This window comes from Halanaeroarchaeum sp. HSR-CO, from assembly GCF_024972755.1.
In the GTDB taxonomy this organism is placed as follows: Archaea; Halobacteriota; Halobacteria; order Halobacteriales; family Halobacteriaceae; genus Halanaeroarchaeum.
The window spans coordinates 2,312,296-2,333,691 of sequence record NZ_CP087724.1; the positions used below are offsets into that span (position 1 = coordinate 2,312,296).

A 21,396-nucleotide genomic window follows, 5' to 3' on the forward strand; every position below is an offset into this window, starting at 1 on the left:
TCAGAAGTCCCCCTTGAGTTCGACGGTGCCGGCGTAGTAGCGGTACCACAGGTACCCCACCACGATGACGACGACACCGATGACGATGGCCGCCGGTTGCATGAAGACGACCAGGCCGAAACTGGCGATGGCGCCGACGACCGGCAGGGCCGGAACGCCGGGCATCCGATAGCTCGGGTCGTACCACGGCGGGTTGCGACGGCGCAACAGGACCACCGCGACGCAGATCAACCCGTACATGATGAGGTGCAAAAAGGACGCCACCTCCGCGAGCACGGAGACCTGGCCGGTGGCGACCAGGACGAGGATGGGTCCGCCCGCCGCGAGCAGGGCGATGTGGGGCGTTCCATACTGCAGGTTGATCTCGCTGGCCCGCCTGGGGAGGAGGGCATCCCGGCTCAGCGCGTAGACAGTGCGGGAGGCGCTGAGTATCGAGGCGTTCGCACTGGAAAATGTCGCTAACAGGCCGGCGAACAGGATGGCGATTGCTCCCGGAAGCCCGAGGAACTCCCGGGCGACCTCGACCATCGCCGTCTCGCCGAGGGTCGCGAGGTGAGCCGCACCGAAGGCACTCGTCGCGACGAAGATGGTGGCGACGTAGAAGACCGTCACGACGAGCACGGAGCCGACCATCGCGAGCGGCAGGTTCCGTCCGGGTTGTTTGATGTCGCCGGCGACCGTCGCCACCTGGGCGAAGCCGAGGTAGGAGGTGAACACCAGTGCGGCCGTGGAGAGCACCGGGAGATACCCACGCGGGAAGAGGGCCTCGGGCACCGCCTCGCGACCGAAGAGGCCCAGCGCGTCGAGGCCGCCGTAGGTGAGAAACAGCGTCAGTACGACGAGAAGGATGGCGACGACAGCGTTCTGCAGGGACGCCGTGTTCTCCGTCCCGAGGATGCTCAGTGCGGTCAGTCCGACACCGAAGAGCAGGCCGAGCGGGATGATCGGACTGACCGAGAGGACGATGCCGACCTCCGCCAGCACGGCGGCGGCGTAGTGGCCGAGTCCCACGAGGTAGAACGCGGCCGCGAACACCAGTCCGAGCCAGAGACCGAGGCCCACGACCGCCCCGTAGGACGTGCCCATGCTTCGCGAGACGAAGAAATACCCACCACCGCTTCGGGGCATAGCCGTCGCCAACTCCGAGGCCGGGAGTGCGACGAGCAGGGCGATGGTCCCACCGATGGCAAACGACAGCGCCGCCGCGGGACCCGCGTTCCCAGCCGCGAGTCCCGGGAAGACGAAGATGCCCGCGCCGATCATCGTCCCGATGCCGATAGCCAGTCCGCCGGCGAGACCGATGGTCCGCTCGAGTTCGACGTCCTCGTGGACGGTGACGGTGTCGGAGACGAGGTCCGGTTCCTGTTCGGGGGACTCCCCGCTGACGTTCTCGCCGACGCCCTGGGTCGATCCCCGGCCTGATGTCACGGATTCGTCACTAGTGCGTTCGTCGGACCCGAATCCGATAAACGTGCCGGCGGCGATCGGTGTCGGAACTGGGACTCCGTCTTGGACACCGCAACCCATTTTCCTCACCCACCACTCGATTGTCAGACACCGTGCTCGCCGCGTCATACCGTCGACGGCCGTGCAAATAGTGTGTCAACGCTGCCCCGACAGCGAAGTTTCCGTTGCTATCGAGGTGGTCGGCGACGGCACCTGTCGTCGACAGATGTTCGAACGGCTCCGGAACGGATCGGCGGCCGGTTCAGCTCCATAGTCCCCTGACGGTCCGCCGTAGATCACGTTCTGCCTCGCCCGGATGCGGAAGACCCAGCCTGTACGCCACCTCGTCCTGACGCTTGGGTGGGTCGAACAGCCGCGGTTCGTCGAGACCCCACACGTCGGGCAGGTCGGCGTCGGTCCCCGTCCGTTCGAGGATGCCCCGGACCGCCCGACGGGCCGCCTCGTTCGCGCTCTCCATCGTCGCGAGGTCGGTCTCCGTGCGAACGTAATCGGCCGCGAGGACGAGGTTCGGCGCGGCGGTCACTGCTCGTGGTCGGTAGCGAAGCGAGTCGACCGTGTTGATCAACAGCGGTTCGGTGTTCGCCATCCCGTTCTCTGATTCGACGATCGCGGGGTCCAGTACCCAGTCGTAGATGATGTCCTGCGAGAGGCGTTCGGCGTCGCGATTCAGGTGCGCCTCGAGCTGGTCCCACACCTCGGTTTTGATCTCCTCGCGGCTGCACTCGCGAGCAGGCTTGCCGTACACCGTCCCCGGCGTCTCCCAGTCCGAGATAATGACCGAGAGAACCCCCTGGACGGCGTCGTCGGTGTCGCTACCGATATCGTACGGGCCATCGTCCCAGAACTGCCGCTGGGAGATGGCGGTCAGGGCCCACGCCGAGTCGGTGTAGGCCTGGTGGCCGCGCGCCAGGGAGACGTCTTCGGTGAGGTAGAACTGGATGCCGTTCATCCACGCCGTGTCCAGTCTCCCCACGTTCGAGAGCGACGGCGCCGCCCGGACGAGTTCGGGGGTGACGAGCGACGCCATCACCTCCACGGGGAGGGCCACGACGTAGTGGTCGGCACTCACTCGCTCGTTCGCCGCCAGTTCGACGCCGGTCACGCGCTCGCCGTCCGCTTCGATGCCCGTCACCGGCGTCTCGGTGTGGAACTCGACGCCCAGAGATCGCAGATACGTCACCCACGGGTCGATCCACACCTCGCTCGTCGGACCATTGAGCACCCGCTCAGTAGGACGGTTGGGGTCGAGCTGATCGAGCAGCAACTGGACGTAGATCTGGCCGATGGTCCGGGCGCTCCCCCGCTGGGGCTTGAGCGCAACGAGCGCCTGTGTGCTCTCCGCGAGGTATTTGCGGTAGGCTGGTGACTGTGCCTCGGCGTCCACGAAGTCCCACCACGAAACCCGGTCGAGTTCGCGCTCGCGCCGTGCCCGAGAACTCGTCAGCAGGACGAGCAGGCGCCGCAAAAAGTAGGTCGTCTCCACGGGGCTCAACTCGCCGCCGCCGATGGTCGGTCTGATCGCCTCGGCCCACTCGGTGACTGTCGTCGGTGTTCGCGTCTCCGCGATCGTCTCCCGACCATCGGTCGCAGCGATGAGCGTCTCGTCCGTGTGGACCAGATTGTCAGCCACCGTCCCGCCGTCGCCCAGCGGGATCTGGTCCATCGTCGCGTGCAGATTGCGATAGAAACCGGGGAAGAACCGAAAGCCGTGTTCGGCCGGGACAGTGCCCCCATCCGGAGTGGTGACGGGGAAACTGCGGGCCTTCCCGCCCAGGCGGTCCCGTGCTTCGTAGACGGTGACGGTGAAATCGCGCGTCGCGAGCTCGTGAGCGGCAGTCAGGCCCCCGACGCCCCCGCCGAGAACGGCTACCCGGACTGGTCCCTGAGACATGTAGTACAGATAGTGTGATCGAGCATATCTCTTTCCCATCCACCGAGCCCGCAGCGGCCCGATTCACGGCGAATGCAGGCTGTCCGGAACGGTCTCGGAACACGACGATGGTCCATTCCCGAAGAACGGCGGCCTCGGCACTCATAGGGCTCGTCATCGCCGGGTGCCGAGTCCGACTCCGAACGAGTGCATCGTCATCGGCCACCTACCACTCAGTGACGAGTACACTAACCGATTTCCCACCGCGGCCGACCGTTATCCGATGACCGATTCGGGAATCGCGTAGGGCTGGCCGCAGCCGTGGATCTCGAACTCGCACGCCGGACAGACCGTGTGTTTCTCGCGCCGGTGGGGAACCGACTGGCGCTGTCGCTCGGGGTCGGCCTCGAGGCGGTCGCGCACTGATTCGGAGAGCTCGGTGAACGGGACGACGTCGGTGCCGCAGGCGGGACAGGACTGGGTCATGGAGGGGACATTTGGGCCCACCCCGCAAAGGGCGTGTCCTTGCGGAACGGATTGCCTCGGCTCCGCGACCGAAGCCACGCTATCGGCGGGGTTCGGCGACCCCGTTCCGGAGCGTCCCGATCCCCTCGTAGGTGATCTCGACGGTATCGCCGGGTTCGATGGTGCCCGGATTGGCGGGGCTCCCGAAGGCGATCACGTCGCCGGGTTCGAGGGTGACCCGGTCGGAGAGGAAGGCAACGACCTCGTTGGGATCGAAGAGCATCTGGTCGGTCGAGGCCGCCTGTCGACGCTCGCCGTCGACGTCGGTGTACATCTCGATGCCGTGCGGGTCGATATCGGTCTCGAGCCAGGGGCCGAGCGGGGCGGACCCGTCGAAGGCCTTCCGCGCCGTCCGACCGGGCTGGTCGAGAGCGTCGACGTCGTTCATGATGGTGTACCCGCGGACGACGTCCGGGACCTCGGCCGGATCGACGTGCTTCGCGCGTTCGCCGATCACTGCCGCGAGTTCGCCCGCGTAGGTGACCTCTTCGGAGAACGCCGGATAGGGGATGTCGGTCTCCGGCGGGAGGACGGCAGCCGGCGGCTTGATGAAGAAATCGGGGTCCTCGGGCCGGTCGTAGTCCATCTGGTCGAGCGTCGCGGCGTAGTTGCGCCCGACGCAGTAGAGCGCGGTCGGCTCGGTCGGCGCGAGGAGGTCGGCGCTCCCCGCACAGACGTCGTATCGGTCGTCGTCGGTGACGATAGTGCCATCGACGTACTCGCCGGTCACGACGCCGTCGTCGGTCCAGGCTCTGGCCAGTCGCATTGGCCGACAGACGGGACGGATCCGTCTATGCGTTTCGATGGCAGTGCTCGCGCCAGGACCTGTGGTTAGATTGAAGTATTGGGGTGACGGAATCCCCATTAATGAGCCAGCGGTCCGACACGTTACAGTTTCTCTCCAATTCGCCACACCGCGTGGAGATACTGCGAACGTTGGGCGACGAGGGGGGAGTATCCCGTCTCGAGCTGTTTTCCAGAATCCAGGCATCACGTCGAACGGTGAAACGGACCCTCCAGGAGTTCGACGAACGGGGGTGGATCCACGAACGGGACGGCGAGATAACGCAGTCCGTGGGTGGGGCGTTCATTCTCGACGCCTACGAGGATTTCACGGATCGAGCCGAACTCGTCGACGAACTCCGTCCCTTCTTCTCACGCATCGCCAAGGAGGACTGCGATGCCGGTCCCACTGCCTTCGAGGACGCGACGGTCATCGAGATGGACCCGGCATACCCGTTTGCCACCGTGGAGTACGTCCAGGAACGGTATCGCGAGGCGTCTGAACACGCGAACGTCCTGCTCACGTACGTCTCGATCGGCCTGCTGAAGAAGATAACGGAAGTCGCCAGGGAAGGGGACATCGACCGGACCATCGTCCTCGACCAGACCGTCCAGGAAGCCATCGAGACGCGACCGGAGTACCACGAACTCTTCACGGAACAAACGACGGGCGCGGATCTATACGTCCTCGACGAGGAGTTTCCCTTCACCTGTGGGATCATCGACGACCACGCCATTCTCACGGTCTCGGACGACGACGGACTCCCGTCAGTCCTCTTGGGCACCTCGAACGAGGCGTTTCTCGAGGTCATCGAGCGGCGATTTCGAACGGTGTTCGAGCGGGCCAGACCGCTCTGACCGACATTCGAGGTGAATGGGTGGGCGACGACCATTGTCGAGTTCGACAGGATGTGTCGATATCGACGAGCAGTGTCCGACACGACAGCGGCCACGTCTGTGTCTGGCAATGACTTGAATAGGGGTGTCCACGTGTACACGAACCGGGGAACGGATAGTCTGTACCCAGCAGCCCCCGACCCCGCAACCACCGCCGCCCGGACCAGGGGAGATCGGGCGGTCCACGCCGGGACTCTTGGGGGGAGGAGTCGCGGCGGCCCACCCGGGGACGAAGTGGTGAACACTTATTCCTCGACCGCGGTGTGTGCCATATGAGCGACGACACGCGCGAGAACGTGGTGCCGGGGTCCGAGGAGGACCTCGACACCGCCGACGTTCGCGGCTACGACTTCCGTGGGGAGTTCGACTTCGAGGCGATGCTCTCGGCCTACGAGACCACCGGCTTCCAGGCGAGCCACCTCGCCGAGGCCGTCGACATCGTCCGGAAGATGCGCGAGGCAGACGCGACGGTCTATCTCACCCTCACGTCGAACATCGTCTCCTCGGGGCTTCGCGAGACCGTCGCCGCCCTCGTTCGTGAGGGGTACGTCGACGTGCTCATCACCACCTCCGGGTCGATCACCGAGGACGTCATCAAGACGGCCAAACCGTTCAAGATGGGCGAGTGGGACGTCGACGAGGCCGCGATGCGCGAACGCGGCATCAACCGCCTCGGCAACATCTTCGTGCCGTCGGACCGCTACGTCTGGCTCGAATCGTATCTCAACGACTTCTTCCCCGAGTTCTTCGCCGAGGAGTCCATCCGCACCCCGACCGAGTTCGCTGCCGAACTCGGCGAGACCCTCGACGACGAGGACTCCATTCTCAAACAGGCCGCCGACAACGACGTGCCCGTCTTCTGTCCAGCGCTGACCGACGCCGAGGTCGGCAACTTCCTCTACTACTACAATCAAGCCGCAGACCACGACGTGGGCATCGAGATCCTCCAGGACTACGAGAAACTCATCGAGGAGGGACTCCTCGCCGACGAGACCGGCCTCGTCGTCCTCGGTGGGGGTGTGCCGAAACACCACGCCATCATGACGAACCTCTTCCGGGGCGGCGCGGACTACGCCGTCTACGTCTCGACCGGGATGGAGGGTGACGGTTCGCTCTCCGGTGCCCCACCCAGCGAGGCCGTCTCGTGGGGCAAGATCAAGGAGACCGAGACGAACTACACCCAGGTACAGGCCGAGGCGACGCTCGTCGTCCCGCTGCTCGTCGCCGGCGGCTTCGAACTGTACTGATCAGAGCCCGGTCGGCGCGTCGATGACCGTCGTCTCGGGCCCCCAGTCCGCGACCTGGTCGGCCAGCGACGCCACGCCGAACGTCTCCGTTGCGTAGTGGCCACCCAGGAAGACCGTCACCCCCGACTCCTTCGCCTGGTGGTAGAGTTGTCCCTTTCCCTCGCCGGTCACGAACGCGTCGACGCCGGCCGCCACCGCCTCGTCGAACCAGTCGGCGCCACTCCCGGTGACGATGGCCGCCGACTCGAGCAGGTCCGGACCGAAGTCCAGGACCTGTACCCCCTCGCCGCCGTGGTCGAGGGCTTCCTCGAGTTTCCCGTGCACGGTCTGGGTCGAGCGAGGAGCCGCGAAGACACCGCGTTGTCCGACGAATTCGGGGCCGAGTTCGCCGAACCGTTCGCGGTCGGTCAGTGAGAGAACGTCGGCGATGCCGGCGGCGTTGCCGATGTCCTGGTGGGCGTCGAGTGGCAGGTGGGAGACGTAGAGGCCGACGTCGGCCTGGATCAGTCGCGAGAGTCTGTCGTACTCCCGGCCGGTGACCCGGTCGATGCCGTCCCACGAGAGGCCGTGATGGACGACCAACACGTCGGCGCCCCAGTCGATCGCCGCCTCGATGGGTTCGACGGCCGCGTCCACCGCGAAGGCGACCCGCTCTATGGAATCGCTCGAGCGATCTACCTGGAGACCGTTGGCGCTGGCGTCCAGGTCGGCGAACGCCGCCGTTCGAAGGGACTCGTCGAGCCGAGAGACGAACGCTGTGCGGTCCATGTCTCCGATTGGGCCGGCCATCCCATATAAACTCCCGTGAGAGGACACCGAGACGCGCCTCGTGCGAGAACGTCACCCGCTTCGCGGGACACGCCAGCAATCGATGGCGGCGGTCGCTCACTGACTGGCGGCGTGCTCGTAGACGGCGGTCCTGAGGAGTTTCGCCCCCAGCGAGGGGGCCTGTCCGTCGTCCCGGTCGTTGACCTCGACCACGTCGATACCCGCCACCTGTGGGGCCACCGCGCGGACCACGTCGCGCATCTCTCGGGGGGTGAGTCCGAACGGCTCCATCGTCCCGGTTCCGGGGGCAAAGCCCGGATCGGCACCGTCGATGTCGACGCTCAGGTAGACGTCGGCAGTCGCGTCGAACTCCGGTTGCCAGTCCGCGACGTCCGCCGGCGCGACGACCGTGACGTCCGATTCGGCCGCCCGGTTCCACTCCGCCTCGCTGCCGGTTCTGGCACCGAGGATGACGGCCCGATCGGCGGTCTCGAGTGCGTGACGGGTGACCGTCGCGTGGCTCAACTCGTTGCCGGCGTAGTCGCTCCGGAGGTCGAGGTGGGCGTCGAGAGTGACGAAGATATCGGGTGAGACGGCCTCGACGCCCGCCTTCGAGACGGTGTGTTCGCCGCCGAGCAGGAGTGGGACGGCGTCGTCTCGGACGACGTCCGTGAGGACGCCGTTGACGTACTCGAGGTATTCGGCCGCGTCGTCCCAGGCGTGGACGTCGCCGTGGTCGTGAACCGCGAGGTCGGTGAAAAACTGGTCCGTGCGGCGGTCGTAGTCGTCGAAGGTCTCCGCGAACCGTCGGATTCGGTCCGGGCCGAACCGGGTGCCCGGCTGGAACGTGGTAGAAACGTCGAGTGGCGCGCCGACCACGACGTAGTCCGCCGCGTCGCGCTCGGTGGTCGCGCCGGGGAACATCTCAGTCGACGATCTTCCGCTGGCCCTCGTACTCGAGGTACTCGATCTCGTCGTCGGCCGCCAGCGAGACGCCCTCGGGGATACGCATCGTGAACGTCTCGTAGGTGTCGAGGTCCATGATCTGCGCGTCGTCGCCCTCGACGTTGACGACCTGGCCGCCCTTTCGGTCGATCATCGGGACCCAGATCTTGGCGTCGACCGGCTGGGAGAGCGAGCGTTTCTTGTCGTCGAAGACGCCCTTGCCCTCGATACGGGCCTTGGCGCTGCCGTGTTTGCCCGGCTTCGCCGTGCTGTAGGCGGTGATCTTGCAGGGCGCGTCATCCATCATCAGGTAATTTCCTTCCTGGAGGTCGCGAACTTCTTTCTGTTCTTTCGGCATACCGCGGGATTCTCGTTTACCGGCTATAAGTGGTTTGGAACTGCGCCGCCCCGAGCGGGGGTCTGCGGGTCACCTGCGGCGGTCCAGGAAGGTTTCGAGTCGATCGAGTCCCGCCTCGAGGTCCGCGGTTGGCAACCCGAAGCCGATGCGGAAGTAGTCGTCGTGCCCAAAGAGCGCCCCCGGGGCGAGCACCACCGACTCCGCCTCGACGAACTGGCGGCAGAACGCCGTCGAGCTCTCGAAACCGTCTGGCACGGTGACGAAGCCGTTCACCCCCACCGGGTCGTACCACACGAGGCCCCGTTCGTCGACGAACTCGCGGACCATCTCCCGGTTCCGTGCGGCGAGTTCCCGATTCGCGGCCAGGATGGCGTCCTCCTGGTCGCCCATCGCCTGGCGAGCGACGTGCTGGCCGATCTTCGTCGGCGAGATGGTCGTGTAGTCCTTCCACTCCCAGGCGCGCTCTACGACCGACTGGTTACCGACCAGCCACCCGAACCTGACACCGGCGAGTCCGTAGGCTTTCGTCACGCTCGCCGTGCTGAGCGCCCACTCGCCGAGGGTCGCGGCGGGCGGGTGGGGGTCCTCGGCGAGAAGCCGATAGACTTCGTCGACGAGGAGGTAGGCATCGTTGTCGGCCGCGATGTCGTACAATGCTGCGACAGTCTCCTGGGAGTGGTACCGGCCGGTGGGGTTGTTGGGGTTGTTGAGGACGATGACCTGGGTCTCTGGACGCATGGCCTCGGCGACAGCATCCACGTCGAGAGTCCACTCGGGTGGTCGAAGCCCGACTCGCGTGACCTCGCCGATCGCAGACGGAACGGCGTGGAGGGCCTGGTAGGTCGGGGTGACGGCGACCGCGTGGTCGTTTTGGTCCATGAGCGCCTGGAAGGCCAGGAAGTTGGCCTCCTGGGTGCCGACCGTGAACAGCACCTCCTCGGGGCCACGCCCGTACCGCTCGCCCACCGCGGCTCTGAACTCGGGATCACCGTTGGTAGGGATGACGTATCCCAGCGACCCCGGGTCGAGGTCGAACCGGTCGGCGTCGAGGCTCCGGATCCCAGACTCCGCGAGCATCAGGTCGGCCTCGTGTTCGTACTCGGCGAACCACCGTTCGAGTTCGAAGGGCGCGATGTCCATGCCGACGAGACGGTCGCAGACACCAAAAAGGGGCTACTCGCGGTAGCGCTTTCGCTGGTCGAGATACTGTTCGGTGACCTGTGGCGCGGTCCGAATACCGCGCCGTTCGCGGAACGACTGCCACGTGAGGATGGCGACGACGGTGGTTACCAGGGCGGCGCCACCGGCCACCAGCATATCGTCGACGACGTAGAGGAGGGTCGTCGAGACGACCCCCGCACCGGTGAGTGCACCGTAGACGACCCGTCTGGCCAGTCGGTCGAGCGCACCGTTGCGGTCCTCGATACCGGCGCGGACGAAGAGATCTTCCCGATGGAGACTATCGAGCGATCGATCCAGTTTCGGCGGGATAGTGACGGCGGCCCTGGCGGCATCCCTGACGTCGTCGCCCGCGTCCTCGAGGACCGCCCGGATCGATTCCTCGCGATACCCGCGTTCGGTGAGGAATTCGGAGGCTACCGCGATGAAGTCGAACTCCGAGTCGAGGGAGAGACAGACCCCCTCGACCACGGTCGCGACGCGCATCACCAGCGCGAGGTTCGAGGGCAATCTGAGCGGGAACTCGTAGATGGTGTCCTCGACCTTGCCGATGATCTGCTGGACCCGCCAGGTCTCGATGTCCTCACCCCGGGCGTCCTGGATGGCCAGGTCCATCACCTCGGCCATGGTCGCCCGGTCGGCGTCCGGAGAGAGGGTACCCATCGCGATCAATATGTCGAGGATCTCGTCGATGTCGCGGCTGGCGACCGCGAGGTAGAACTCGATGATCTTCTCCTGGACGAACGAGTCGACCCGTCCGCTCATCCCGAAGTCGTAGAAGACGATCCGACCGTCGGGTTTCACCGCGAGGTTCCCGGGGTGTGGATCGGCGTGGTACACACCATCTTGGGTAATCATTTTTAGATACGCGCGCGTAAGCCGTTCGGCGACTGCCGAACGGTCCACACCCTGCGCGTCGAGTTCCTCGACCTCCGTGATCTTCGTCCCGCCCACGTACTCCATCGTGAGCACCCGTGGACCGGAATGGGAGTGGACGACCGACGGAATGACGATCATCGGATCGTCCGCGAAGTTCCCCTTGATCTCCTCCAGCATCGACGCCTCGCGATCGTAGTCCATCTCCTCGCGGATCGTCTTCCCGAACTCGTCGGCGAGGTTCCCGAGCGAGAACGCACGCGCGTCGTCGACGAAGTAGATGATGATCGGCAGCGTCCAGCGGATGGCGGTCAGGTCGGCCTCGACCAGGTCCTCGATACCCGGCCGACGCACCTTCACCGCGACCTCGCGGCCGTCGGTGCGGGCACGATACACCTGACCGAGACTCGCCCCGCTGATGGGCTCCGTGTCGAACTCCTCGAAGTGCTCGTCGACGGGGCCGAGTTCGTCTTCGATCACGGTCCGGGCGTCCGCCCAGTCGGCTGGCGGGACCCGGTCCTGTAACTGCGAGAAGACGTCGATGTACTCCGGCGGCAGCACGTCGGGGCGGGTCGAGAGCAACTGACCGAGTTTGATGAACGTCGGCCCCAGGGTGAGCAACGACTCCAGGAGCGTCTGTGCGCGTTCGACCCGCATCTCGGACGTGACGCGGCGGCGCCGACCGAACAGGAGGAATCGGTGCCTGTCACGGAGGTAACTCAGGACCAGCGGGAGGAACTGCCAGGCGACCAGGACGAACCGACGATAGGCACGGACGGCGACCACGCGTTATCCCTCTATCGGCACGGGTGTCTCTCGTCCGGACACTTTGGGCAGCGTGACCTCCAGGACACCGGCATCGAGGTCGGCCGTGGCCTGGTTCCCGGCCGCATCCGGTGGGAGTGGGAGGTCCGCGTCGAGATAGAGCGCGCGCTCTTCCTCCCGGAACCAGAAGTCGTCGGGGACCGTCTTCTCCCGTATGGCCTCGATGGTGAGGCGGTTGTCCCGGACGGTCAGATCGAGACCGTCCGCTTCGACGCCGGGGAGGTCGAATACCAGGAGGTAGGCGTCGTCGGATTCCAGGAGGTCCGCGAAGACCGCCTCCGGTACAGAAGCTAGTGCGTCGCTGAGTCCGGTCATGGCTGGCACTATGTCACGTAAGGCGAAAAAGGCGGTGGTCGGAACACCGCCACGCACTTTCCCCCTTCCCCAGGGGAGTGCCCCGTCTCCGTCGCTGATCGAACTGGTCGATCGTGCCGACCGCGATACCCCCGTTGGGTCGACGGCCAGTCGTGGCAGCTGGCCGGTGACCCGGTGGGCCGGGGGCGCAGTCGACGTATGACCCAAACGGAGGGACCGTAAAGAATGGGGGCGACCGTGGCCCCCGATTGCAGATACTTTAGCCGAATTAAGCCGGATTATCCGGCACGACGGGAACAGGTTCCGCGCATTTTTCTCGCGCGGTCACCAAGACATCCACATGACAGCACATGGGGATCGACGACACGCGGGATTCAAGCATCGAACCCGCGTCGAGGAGGCCAGAGCCACGCTCGAATCGCTCGTCGAGATGGTCGACGGGACCGAACGCGTGCCACTCGCCGAGGCGGACGGACGGGTGTTAGCCGAAGGGGTGACCGCTCAGACGAACGTCCCGGGGTATCCACGGGCAGCCATGGATGGGTTCGCCGTGCGTGCCACGGACACGTTCGGGGCCAGCGATCGGTCGCCGGAACTGCTCCGGACCGACGACGAGACCGTCGATCCGGGTACGGCGGTCAGAGTGCATACGGGAAGCGAACTACCCGACGGTGCCGACGCAGTCGTGATGGTCGAACACGTCGAAGCTGTCGGCGACGACCTGGAGGTGTACGACGCGGTCGCCGAAGGCGAGAACGTGGGACCGGTCGGCGAGGACGTCGAAGCGGGCACCCACCTCTACGATCCGGGCCACCAGTTGCGCCCCTCCGACCTCGGGTTGCTCAAATCCGTCGACGTCCGCGAGGTGGCGGTGCGAGCCCACCCCGACGTGGCCGTCATCCCCACCGGCGAGGAGGTCGTACAGACCGACCCGGGCCCCGGCGAAGTGATCGAGACGAACGGCCTGACGGTGAGCCAACTCGTCGAACGATGGGGCGGAACGACGCGATACCGCGACGTCGTGACCGACGACGAGGACCGACTGCGCGCGGCACTGGAACGCGACCTCGACGCGGACATTATCGTCACCACGGGCGGGTCCTCGGTCGGTGAACGGGACCTCACCGTCGACGTCGTCGAGGACCTCGGTGAGGTGGTGGTACACGGTGTGGCGCTCAAGCCGGGCCACCCGGTCGCCATCGGGGCGGTCGAGTCGACCCCGATCATCCTCCTCCCGGGATACCCGGTCTCCTGTATCGTCAACGCCATGCAGTTCCTGCGGCCGGCCGTCAAGTGGGCGCTCGGCACCGAACGAATCGATCCCCCGACCGTCTCCGCCCGCCTCGACGGGAAGGTCCGAAGCGAACCAGGCATTCGCACCTTCGCCCGAGTGACCCTGGAACGCGACGACGACGGCTGGGTCGCCACCCCGGTGAGTGCGAGCGGCGCCGGGGTGCTCTCGACGGTGGCGCTGGCAGACGGCTGGGTCCAGGTGCCCGAATCCACGGAAGGATACCCGACCGATAGCGAGATCGTCGTCCAACGGTGGGAGGCCATGGTATGACCCGACGCGAGTTCCGCGACCTCGCGAGTCTCGACCAGGCCCACACGGTCGTCGGGGAACTGGACCTCGATCCAGGGACCGTGACGGTCCCACTCGAGACGGCCGGAGGCCGGGTCCTGGCCGAGCGGGTCGACGCGACGATCGACGTGCCGGGATTCGCCAGGGCTGGGAAGGACGGCTACGCGGTTCGGGCCCGGGACACGTTCGGTGCCGAGGAGACCGATCCGGCCGAACTCGAAATCGTCGGCGAGGTCCACGCGGGGGCGCCGCCCGACGTGGTCGTCGGTTCCGGCGAGGCCGCGGAGATATCCACCGGCGCGGTCATGCCAGACGGGGCAGACGCCGTGGTCATGGTCGAACGAACGGAGGCGGCCGGCGAGTCGGTCCTCGTCGGCACGGCCATCGCCCCCGGCGATGCCGTCATGGACGCCGGCGCCGACATCGCCGCCGGCGAACGGGGACTCGGTCCCGGGACCGTCCTGACAGCACGGGAGATCGGGCTGCTCTCTGCGCTCGGCGTCGACGAAGTGCCGGTGAAAGGAGAACCGACCGTCGGCATACTCTCGACGGGCGACGAACTCGTCCGACCGGGCGAGTCGCTGCACCACGAGGCGGGCCAGATCTACGATGTCAACAGCTACACCATCGCCACTGCGGTCGCCGAGGCTGGCGGTGAGCCGAGGATCTACCCCCACGCCGAGGACGAACGCGAGGAGATGGAACGCGTCCTCCGCGACGCCGCCGACGAGTGCGATCTGGTCCTCTCCTCCGGGTCGACGAGCGCGAGCGCGGTCGACGTCATCTACCGCGTCATCGAGGACCGTGGCGAGTTGCTGCTCCATGGCGTGGCAGTCAAACCCGGGAAGCCGATGCTGGTCGGTCGCCTCGACGACTCGGCGTACGTCGGATTGCCCGGCTTCCCGGTCTCGGCGCTGACGATCTTCCGGACCTTCGTCGCACCGGCCATCCGCGAGGCCGCCGGCCGCCCCGAACCACAGACGGCGAGCGTCGACGGGACGATGGCGGTCAGAGAACGCTACGCCGAAGGCCGAACGCGCATGCTCCCCGTCGGCCTCGTCGAGAACGGTGCCGGCGACCGACTCGTCTACCCCGTGGACAAGGGGAGTGGGGCGACCACGAGCCTCGTCGAGGCCGACGGGTTCGTCGAGGTCGACGCCGACACCGAATACCTGGGCGAGGGCGAAGCGGTCACGGTGACGCTGTTCTCGCCCGACGTACGCGCTCCCCGCGTCCTGGGCGTGGGCGAGGACGACCCGGCCCTGGCCCGTCTCCTCGATGCGGTCCGGACGCCCCGGTATCTGGCCGAAGGCACGAGAGAGGGGCTTCGCCGCCTGCGAGACGGGATTCCAGACGTCGCGGTCGCCGCCGGGCCGCTCTCCACGACGCCCGATGCGACGGAGATAGCCAGATGGGAACGCGAATGGGGGCTCGTCGTCCCCGCGGGCAATCCAGCCGCAGTCCAGGGCGTCGAGTCGCTGGTGGACGAGGACTTGCGATTCGTGAATCGCGGGACGAACTCGGGGCTCCGCGCCGATCTCGACGCGACGATCGACGCACTCGCCGACGAACGGGGCGCGAGTCGCCACGAGGTCGCGAGCGAGATTGCGGGCTACGAACGCACGGTTCGGGCCCACGAGAGTCCCGCCCGTTCGGTCGCCAGTGGAACGGTCGACGTGGGACTCGGGTTGCGGTCCACGGCCGAACGCCTCGGGCTCGGGTTCGTCCCGGTGGGCGGCCAGCCAGTTCGGGTGTTCGTCGCCGCGGATCGACGGGAAAAACCAGGTGTTCGAGACCTCGAACGGGCACTGACGGACGACCTGGGAGAGATCGTCGAGTCGCTACCGGGCTTCGAGCGCTGAACGGGTGGCGATCAGTCCGCCGCGCCGGTCGCCCACAACTCGTCGAACGAGCGGACGCGATGATCGCCGAGCACGCAGTGGCCCCGGTGGTCGTAGCCGTGCCGCTCGACGTGAATCCCGTCGAGACCGGCGTTCCAGGCCGCGCCGATGTCGCTAGCGCCGTCGCCGGCGAGGACGCCCGTCGCGTCCGCGGTGTCCACTTCGAGGAGATCGAGCGCGAGTTGCACCGGTTGTGGGTCGGGCTTCCACCCGATCTCGTCGGAGCAGGAGACCACCACGTCGAACCAGTCGCCGATGTCGAGCGCGTCGATCACCGGCCCCGCCAGGAAGGGCTGTGAGTGGGTGACGACGCCGACGGGGGCGTCGAGGTCCCCGACGAACGCCGCGTCGTCGTGGAGGTAGGTGGCCTCCGCTCTCGCGTCGGGATCCTCGAGGGCGTGGAACGTCGACCAGAACGCGTCGACGTCGACGCCCCACTGGCGGAGATAGCCGTTGCGGGTTCCGCCGAGACCGTGCCAGAGGAGCTCCGCTTCGCGATCGGAAAAGGAGCGACCCAGTTCGTCGCCGACCCGGTCGAAGACCTCGCGGGTGTACGACCACTCGGTGTCCACGAGGGTCCCGTCGAGGTCGAGGAGCCAGACGTCGTACGAACGGGGGTCCATCGAGTCGGCACGTAGGCGGTTCGACCACAAGAGCGTTTGGGGGCGGCGTACCGAACGTGACCGTCAGTCTGTGGCCTATCGGACCTCGGTGGTGCTGCCGAAGTACTTGTTCAGGACCGCGTCGACCGAATCGTCCTTGAAGGAGGGCAGGTCGTCCTCGATGGCCGCTCTCAGCGCCAGTCGATACTCCTCGTCCGTCTCGAACGCCCGATAGTCGACCGAGAGGACCGTCACGCCGAGCGCCGACTCGGTCAGCGCGCTGAAGTGCGCCGGGTCGGCGAGTTCGCCCCGCCAGAGGGTGTCCCGGAAGAATCGCCATCCCGGTTCGCCCGGATCGTCGGCCGCCCGTGTCATGCTCGTCTCGAAGGAATCGGGATCCAGCGAGACGTCACGGGCCGGGTCCAGACGGAACGTGACGGCGAACCGGTAACGGGCCCACATCACCGAAGCTCGTCGGTCAGTCCGGCCATCTTGATGTCGCGTTCGGTTATTCCCCCGTGTTCGTGGGTGGTGTAGCGTACCTCGACGGTCTCGTACCCGATGGTCATCTCCGGATGGTGGAACTCCTCTTCGGCGAGTTCGGCGACCTCGACCGCGAACGACATCCCGACCAGATAATCCTCGAACTCGTAGGTGCGAACGATCTCGTCACCGTCGAGTTCCCACCCGTTCGGTAGGTTCGATTCTACCTCGTCGTCCTCGAGCGCGTCTACCATATACCCACATATGTTGGCCGAAAGAAAAGTATGCGGGCTATTCGTCCGGAGTGTCGAAAGTAGGCGGGTTATTCGTCGGCGTCGCCGCCGTCCACGGAGACCGCCGTGTCCTCGGTGCGCGGCCCGGCGAGGAACTCGCTGGCGAGGACGTCCTCGTCCTCGAATTCGGGGTCGAACAGTCGGATGGCCGTCGCGATAGTCGACCAGTCGTCCGCCTCGGCCGCGTCGCGCAACGCCCGCGTCGGCGCCGAGAGCAACTGCGAGACGAGGGCCTCGCCGAACGCCTCGACGACCTGGCGCTGTTCGTCCGTCACCGTCCCCCTGTCGTCGAGTTTCGCCAGCGCGGTCTGGAACTCGCGACGTCTGATGCGGTCGGCACCGTCGTACATGGCGGCGATGACCTCGTCGGCACGCTTGCGTTTGAACTGTTCGACGAGACGGTCGAACTCCTCGTCGATGATGTCCTCGACGGCCTCGGCGGCGGCCGCCCGCTGGGCTCTGGTCCGTTCGGTCACCTCGTCGAGGTCGTCGAGGTTCCTGAGAGTTACCCCGGGGAGGTCACTCGCGCCCGGGGCGACGTCTCGCGGTTGTCCGAGGTCGATACAGTAGACCTCGCCCGCGTTCGCGAGCCATTCGGCGTCGACCACCGGCGTTTGCGCCCCGGTAGCGGCGACCAGAACGTCGGTCTCCGGCAATCGATCCGGGAGGTCACCGAGGCCGAGTACCGTCGCATCCACGTCGTGGACGTCGACGATGTTCCGGGCGCGCTCCGGGGTCCGGTTGGCCACGTACAGATCGTCGACATCGCTCCTGTCGAGCGCAAGGCTGGTCAACGTCCCCATCTCGCCGATGCCGACGACGGTAGCGGTGGCGCCCGCGATGCCGACCTCACGGTCGGCCAGCTGGACGGCGGCGGATCCGAGGGAGACGACGCCTTCGTTGATCTTCGTCTCCGTCCGGGCACGTTCGCCGACGCGGATGGCCTTCGGGATGGCTTCGCCGAGTACCGTCCCGATGGCACCGGCGGATTCGGCGTTCTCGTAGGCGTCCCTGACCTGCCCGATGATCTGGTCCTCGCCGACGACGACCGATTCGAGACCGGCAGCCACGCGCATGAGATGGCGGATGCTGTCCTCGTGGTCCATGATGTGCGCGTCGTCGGCATCGAAGCCGACGGCGGCGAGTGCCCCCTCGCCGGCCGCCACAGCGCCGGTCACGACGTACACTTCGACACGATGGCACGTCTGGAGGGCGAACGCCTCCTCGACCGCCGACTCGGTGCGGAGTTCGGCGAGGAGGTCGCGTTCGGTCTCACGTCGGACCGACTCGAGGTCACAGACCCTGGCGTCGTCGTGGGTCACCCGGGCGCCGGTCACGACCGTCGAATGTCGGTTCACGATGTGTAGGTCCCACCCTGTTTCCACACGGTTCGCTTTGAAGCTATTCTCCCCCGGACGTAAAGTCTTCCGAAGGGAGCAGTGTCTCTGCCAACGCCCGCCGGTACTGCATATCTCGAGGGGGACACGGCTGCTGGTGAAACCCGTTATCGTTCTATTACCCAGCGTTTTTGGCCGAACATATTCGGCTATGGTCCACTAACTGGCCATCGGCTAAGCCGCTATCGGCGGTCGCCGGCAAAAAATCCGCGAGTGGCTCAGGGCAACAGGACGCCGTCGATGGCGTGAATCACACCGTTCGATGCCTCGATGTCGACGAGGTCGGTTATGAGGTTCACGTTCCCGTTGAGCACGGTCCCGTCCACAGTAACGTCTTGCTCGTTCAGCATCCTGATTTTCGGTGCATTGACGACCGATGGCGAGTACCGACGGCCGTTCGTCACGTGGTACAGGAGGATTTCTGTCAGGTCATCTCGGGCGAGCAATTCCTCCGCGGAGATCCCGAGGTCGTCGAGCAATGCCGCGAACGCAGCATTCGTCGGTGCGAAGACGGTGTACTGACCGTCTCCCTTGAGGACGTCGTCGAGACCCGTTTTATCGAGGGCGGCGACCAGAGTGGAGAAGTCATCGTTCCCGGCCGCGATATCGTATATCGTGTTCTCGGCACTTGCACCCTGCCGTTGTCGGCCGGGGCTGCCCGAGGGCGGGCCACGTGCCACTGCCGATCCGGTCCCGACTGCGAGAAGTGCACCGGTTCCACCGACCGTTTTCAGGACGGTCCGTCGTTTGTAGTGTTTCACGTTCGTACTCCAGACGTCCCCCTGGCCACCAATCCTGATTGTAATAGCGAGATTACCGGCGGCGACGCGACCGAATCATCACAGGCTCACGAGCCACGATGGCCGTTCCACGGGACGCCAGTATCGAAAGACTGCACGACTACCGAGAAGTCGAACACGGACGAGAGGAGGTGTAAGCGGTGCTTACACCGGCTGCAACGGTCTGCAGAGACGGAAACGAGCCGGGTAACGGTGACGGTGAACATCCCCGAAACGGCGCCGCCAGGTTCAGTGCTCGTAGCCGTCTTCGGTGACCGCGACGGTCTCGTAGCCGAGATCGGCGATGCCCTCGACGATCGCGTCGTGGTCGTCGGTCGCCTTCCAGTAGAAGACCAGATCGAAGTGACCGTCCCGCAGGAGTTGCTGGCACTCCCAGACGAACTCGTCGTCCGCCAGTCGGCGACCCTGGAACTGGCTGGCGGCGAACCGAGGGTCGTCCTCGCCGGCGTAGACGTAGGTGTCCTCCTCCGCGACGTTCGCGGCGATGGCCTCGCCGATCTGGCGGGTGGCCTCGCTCATGGCCGGTTCGTCGGACTGGGGGATGTCCGTGTGGACGACCGCGCCGTGGAGCGCGACCTCACCCGGTTCGAGCAGCGCTACCGCTTCCTCGTAGAGATCCGCGTTGGCCGCATCGGTCATGAATCGGGGTACTACCCGGGGCCGTTTACCAACTACGGTCGTGACGGGCCGACACCGACAGGGGAACACTCTTGCCAGATAGCGGCGTACGCTGACACGATGCGGCAGTGGCTTCGAGCCCAGTTCAGGTCCGTCTACGAGCGGGTCCTCCGATACGAGATCACCGGCGCGCCCTCCCACGTCGCCGTCATCCAGGACGGCAACCGTCGGTACGCACGAAACCGGGGGAGCGACGCCACCGATGGTCACCGTGCCGGCGCACAGACCACCGAACGAGTCCTCGACTGGTGTTCGGAACTCGGCGTCGACGAACTCACGCTGTACGCCTTCTCGACGGAGAACTTCGAACGGCCACGAGTAGAGCGCGAACACCTCTTCGACCTGCTCGAGGAGAAACTCTACGAGTTCGCGGACGCCGACCGGGTCCACGAGGACGGTGTGCGGGTCCGGGCCATCGGCGACACCGAGCGACTCCCCGACCGAGTCCAGGAGGCGGTCGAATACGCGGAGCACCGGACCGGGGACTACGACGCGTTCACCCTCAACGTCGCCCTCGCGTACGGCGGCCGGACCGAACTCCTCGGTGCGACGCGTGAGGTCGCCGCCGCCGTCGAACGGGGCGACCTCGACCCCGGAGACGTGACCGCTGCGACCGTCGAGGATCGGCTGTACGACGGGGCCGTCCGCGACGTGGACCTCATCGTCCGGACCGGGGGCGACGAGCGGACGAGCAACTTCCTGCCCTGGCACGCCAACGGCAACGAGGCCGCAGCGTTCTTCTGTACCCCCTACTGGCCGGAGTTCTCGAAGATCGACTTCCTCCGCGCCATCCGCACCTACGAGGCGCGCGAGGCGTCCTGGCGGCAGACTCGCGCGAAACGAGCCCTGGCGCTCGTCCGGGCGCTCGGGGGCGAGGTCAAGGAGGCACGAAGAGTCCTCGACCGGCTTCGCGAGCACCTGCCGGAATCCATCGAGGACGAAGGGATGGACGAACGACCGGTGGACTGACGACCCGCTTTCCCGTGCCTATCGACCGAACCGCCGCTGTCGATTCTCGAACGCCTGGACCGCCCGGATGAAATCCCGTTCGCGGAAGTCCCGCCAGTTGACGTCGGTGAAGTAGAGTTCGGAGTACACCGACTGCCAGATCATGAAATCCGAGAGGCGCTCCTCCCCGGTCTTGATGACGAGGTCGGGTTCCTCGGGGAAGACCAGTCGTTGCTCTATCTCCGTTTCGTCGACGTCGTCCGCATTCAGTGCGCCCGCCTCGACGTCCTCGGCGATGCGGCGGACCGCCATGGCGAACTCGTGTTTGCCGCCCAGACCGAGACTGATCTGGATCGGTTCGGTCGCGGGTTCGGTATCGGACGGCCTGCGGATGGCGACCGGTCGCGGGAAGGACAACCGGCCGAGTTCCCGTTCGAGGGTGTCGACGACCGCCTCGTCGAGGACGCTGACGTAGATGGTGACCCGCCCGGCGCCGTACTCGAACGACCAGGAGACGAACCGTTCCAGCGTCTCGTAGGCTCCCTGTTCGAGGAGGTCGCGTTCGGTGATGACCAGGGCGACGTGCGACGGTGGGTCTCCTGGCGTGCGACGGAGGCGGAGGGCGAGGTAGCGTTCGTACAGTCCCACGATTGGGCG

The 21,396-nt window shown here is 66.2% G+C and carries 22 protein-coding genes; 5 read left to right on the forward strand and 17 right to left on the reverse strand.

What is annotated here, in order from left to right:
• The 4 genes from HSRCO_RS12130 to HSRCO_RS12145 form a co-directional block, all read right to left on the reverse strand.
• Positions 1-1,428, reverse strand: a complete 1,428-nt coding sequence (locus HSRCO_RS12130; RefSeq protein ID WP_259517904.1) for an APC family permease — start codon at positions 1,426-1,428, stop codon at positions 1-3.
• 280 nt (positions 1,429-1,708) lie between these two features.
• Positions 1,709-3,358 (reverse strand): FAD-dependent oxidoreductase, encoded by a 1,650-nt coding sequence (locus HSRCO_RS12135; protein WP_259517905.1) that lies wholly within the window; start codon positions 3,356-3,358, stop codon positions 1,709-1,711.
• Positions 3,359-3,613: 255 nt separating this feature from the next.
• Positions 3,614-3,823: a hypothetical protein gene (locus HSRCO_RS12140; RefSeq protein ID WP_259517906.1), complete on the reverse strand. Its 210-nt coding sequence runs from the start codon at positions 3,821-3,823 to the stop codon at positions 3,614-3,616.
• Positions 3,824-3,902: 79 nt separating this feature from the next.
• Positions 3,903-4,628: a fumarylacetoacetate hydrolase family protein gene (locus HSRCO_RS12145; protein ID WP_259517907.1), complete on the reverse strand. Its 726-nt coding sequence runs from the start codon at positions 4,626-4,628 to the stop codon at positions 3,903-3,905.
• 236 nt (positions 4,629-4,864) lie between these two features.
• On the opposite strand from HSRCO_RS12145, the gene HSRCO_RS12150 reads away from it, so the two are divergent.
• On the forward strand, positions 4,865-5,503 hold the full coding sequence (locus tag HSRCO_RS12150; protein ID WP_259517908.1) for a hypothetical protein: 639 nt from the start codon (positions 4,865-4,867) through the stop codon (positions 5,501-5,503).
• A 311-nt stretch (positions 5,504-5,814) separates the two neighbouring features.
• Positions 5,815-6,789 (forward strand): deoxyhypusine synthase, encoded by a 975-nt coding sequence (locus tag HSRCO_RS12155; RefSeq protein WP_259517909.1) that lies wholly within the window; start codon positions 5,815-5,817, stop codon positions 6,787-6,789.
• On the opposite strand, the gene HSRCO_RS12160 is transcribed toward HSRCO_RS12155, so the two are convergent.
• The 6 genes from HSRCO_RS12160 to HSRCO_RS12185 all read right to left on the reverse strand — a co-directional run bounded on the left by HSRCO_RS12160 (position 6,790) and on the right by HSRCO_RS12185 (position 12,055).
• Positions 6,790-7,557 carry a Nif3-like dinuclear metal center hexameric protein gene (locus tag HSRCO_RS12160; RefSeq protein WP_259517910.1) on the reverse strand — a complete coding sequence of 256 codons (768 nt, stop codon included), beginning with the start codon at positions 7,555-7,557 and terminating at the stop codon, positions 6,790-6,792.
• 117 nt (positions 7,558-7,674) lie between these two features.
• Positions 7,675-8,481, reverse strand: coding sequence for an agmatinase (speB, locus tag HSRCO_RS12165; protein WP_259517911.1), 807 nt, complete (start codon positions 8,479-8,481; stop codon positions 7,675-7,677).
• Position 8,482: 1 nt separating this feature from the next.
• Entirely contained in the window at positions 8,483-8,860 is a 378-nt protein-coding gene (locus HSRCO_RS12170; RefSeq protein ID WP_259517912.1) for a translation initiation factor IF-5A, read from the reverse strand.
• A 69-nt stretch (positions 8,861-8,929) separates the two neighbouring features.
• Positions 8,930-10,000, reverse strand: a complete 1,071-nt coding sequence (locus tag HSRCO_RS12175; RefSeq protein ID WP_259517913.1) for an aminotransferase class I/II-fold pyridoxal phosphate-dependent enzyme — start codon at positions 9,998-10,000, stop codon at positions 8,930-8,932.
• Between the two features lie 33 nt (positions 10,001-10,033).
• Positions 10,034-11,701: an AarF/ABC1/UbiB kinase family protein gene (locus tag HSRCO_RS12180; protein WP_259517914.1), complete on the reverse strand. Its 1,668-nt coding sequence runs from the start codon at positions 11,699-11,701 to the stop codon at positions 10,034-10,036.
• Between the two features lie 3 nt (positions 11,702-11,704).
• On the reverse strand, positions 11,705-12,055 hold the full coding sequence (locus HSRCO_RS12185; protein ID WP_259517915.1) for an Hsp20/alpha crystallin family protein: 351 nt from the start codon (positions 12,053-12,055) through the stop codon (positions 11,705-11,707).
• 340 nt (positions 12,056-12,395) lie between these two features.
• Between HSRCO_RS12185 and glp the strand changes: the two genes are divergently transcribed.
• Positions 12,396-13,619, forward strand: a complete 1,224-nt coding sequence (glp, locus tag HSRCO_RS12190) for a gephyrin-like molybdotransferase Glp (RefSeq protein WP_259517916.1) — start codon at positions 12,396-12,398, stop codon at positions 13,617-13,619.
• Positions 13,616-15,499 carry a molybdopterin biosynthesis protein gene (locus HSRCO_RS12195; protein ID WP_259517917.1) on the forward strand — a complete coding sequence of 628 codons (1,884 nt, stop codon included), beginning with the start codon at positions 13,616-13,618 and terminating at the stop codon, positions 15,497-15,499. Before glp ends, HSRCO_RS12195 begins: the two co-directional genes overlap by 4 nt.
• Positions 15,500-15,510: 11 nt before the next feature.
• On the opposite strand, the gene HSRCO_RS12200 is transcribed toward HSRCO_RS12195, so the two are convergent.
• The 6 genes from HSRCO_RS12200 to HSRCO_RS12225 all read right to left on the reverse strand — a co-directional run bounded on the left by HSRCO_RS12200 (position 15,511) and on the right by HSRCO_RS12225 (position 19,752).
• Positions 15,511-16,161: an HAD family hydrolase gene (locus HSRCO_RS12200; protein WP_259517918.1), complete on the reverse strand. Its 651-nt coding sequence runs from the start codon at positions 16,159-16,161 to the stop codon at positions 15,511-15,513.
• A 75-nt stretch (positions 16,162-16,236) separates the two neighbouring features.
• Entirely contained in the window at positions 16,237-16,602 is a 366-nt protein-coding gene (gene lwrS / locus HSRCO_RS12205; RefSeq protein ID WP_259517919.1) for an LWR-salt protein, read from the reverse strand.
• Positions 16,602-16,877: a 4a-hydroxytetrahydrobiopterin dehydratase gene (locus tag HSRCO_RS12210; protein ID WP_259517920.1), complete on the reverse strand. Its 276-nt coding sequence runs from the start codon at positions 16,875-16,877 to the stop codon at positions 16,602-16,604. The genes lwrS and HSRCO_RS12210 overlap by 1 nt, the downstream gene beginning before the upstream one ends.
• A 68-nt stretch (positions 16,878-16,945) precedes the next feature.
• A complete protein-coding gene (gene hemA, locus HSRCO_RS12215; protein WP_259517921.1) occupies positions 16,946-18,274 on the reverse strand; it encodes a glutamyl-tRNA reductase in 1,329 nt (442 codons plus the stop codon).
• Between the two features lie 257 nt (positions 18,275-18,531).
• Positions 18,532-19,074, reverse strand: a complete 543-nt coding sequence (locus HSRCO_RS12220; RefSeq protein WP_259517922.1) for a fasciclin domain-containing protein — start codon at positions 19,072-19,074, stop codon at positions 18,532-18,534.
• A 267-nt stretch (positions 19,075-19,341) separates the two neighbouring features.
• A complete protein-coding gene (locus HSRCO_RS12225) occupies positions 19,342-19,752 on the reverse strand; it encodes a DUF5778 family protein (protein ID WP_259517923.1) in 411 nt (136 codons plus the stop codon).
• Between the two features lie 99 nt (positions 19,753-19,851).
• On the opposite strand from HSRCO_RS12225, the gene uppS reads away from it, so the two are divergent.
• Positions 19,852-20,760 carry a polyprenyl diphosphate synthase gene (gene uppS, locus HSRCO_RS12230; RefSeq protein WP_259517924.1) on the forward strand — a complete coding sequence of 303 codons (909 nt, stop codon included), beginning with the start codon at positions 19,852-19,854 and terminating at the stop codon, positions 20,758-20,760.
• 18 nt (positions 20,761-20,778) lie between these two features.
• Here the strand turns inward: uppS and HSRCO_RS12235 are convergent, their stop codons facing one another.
• The gene (locus tag HSRCO_RS12235; protein ID WP_259517925.1) at positions 20,779-21,387 is read right to left on the reverse strand and encodes an undecaprenyl diphosphate synthase family protein; all 609 of its coding nucleotides are present in this window, start codon (positions 21,385-21,387) and stop codon (positions 20,779-20,781) included.
• Positions 21,388-21,396 lie beyond the last annotated feature (9 nt).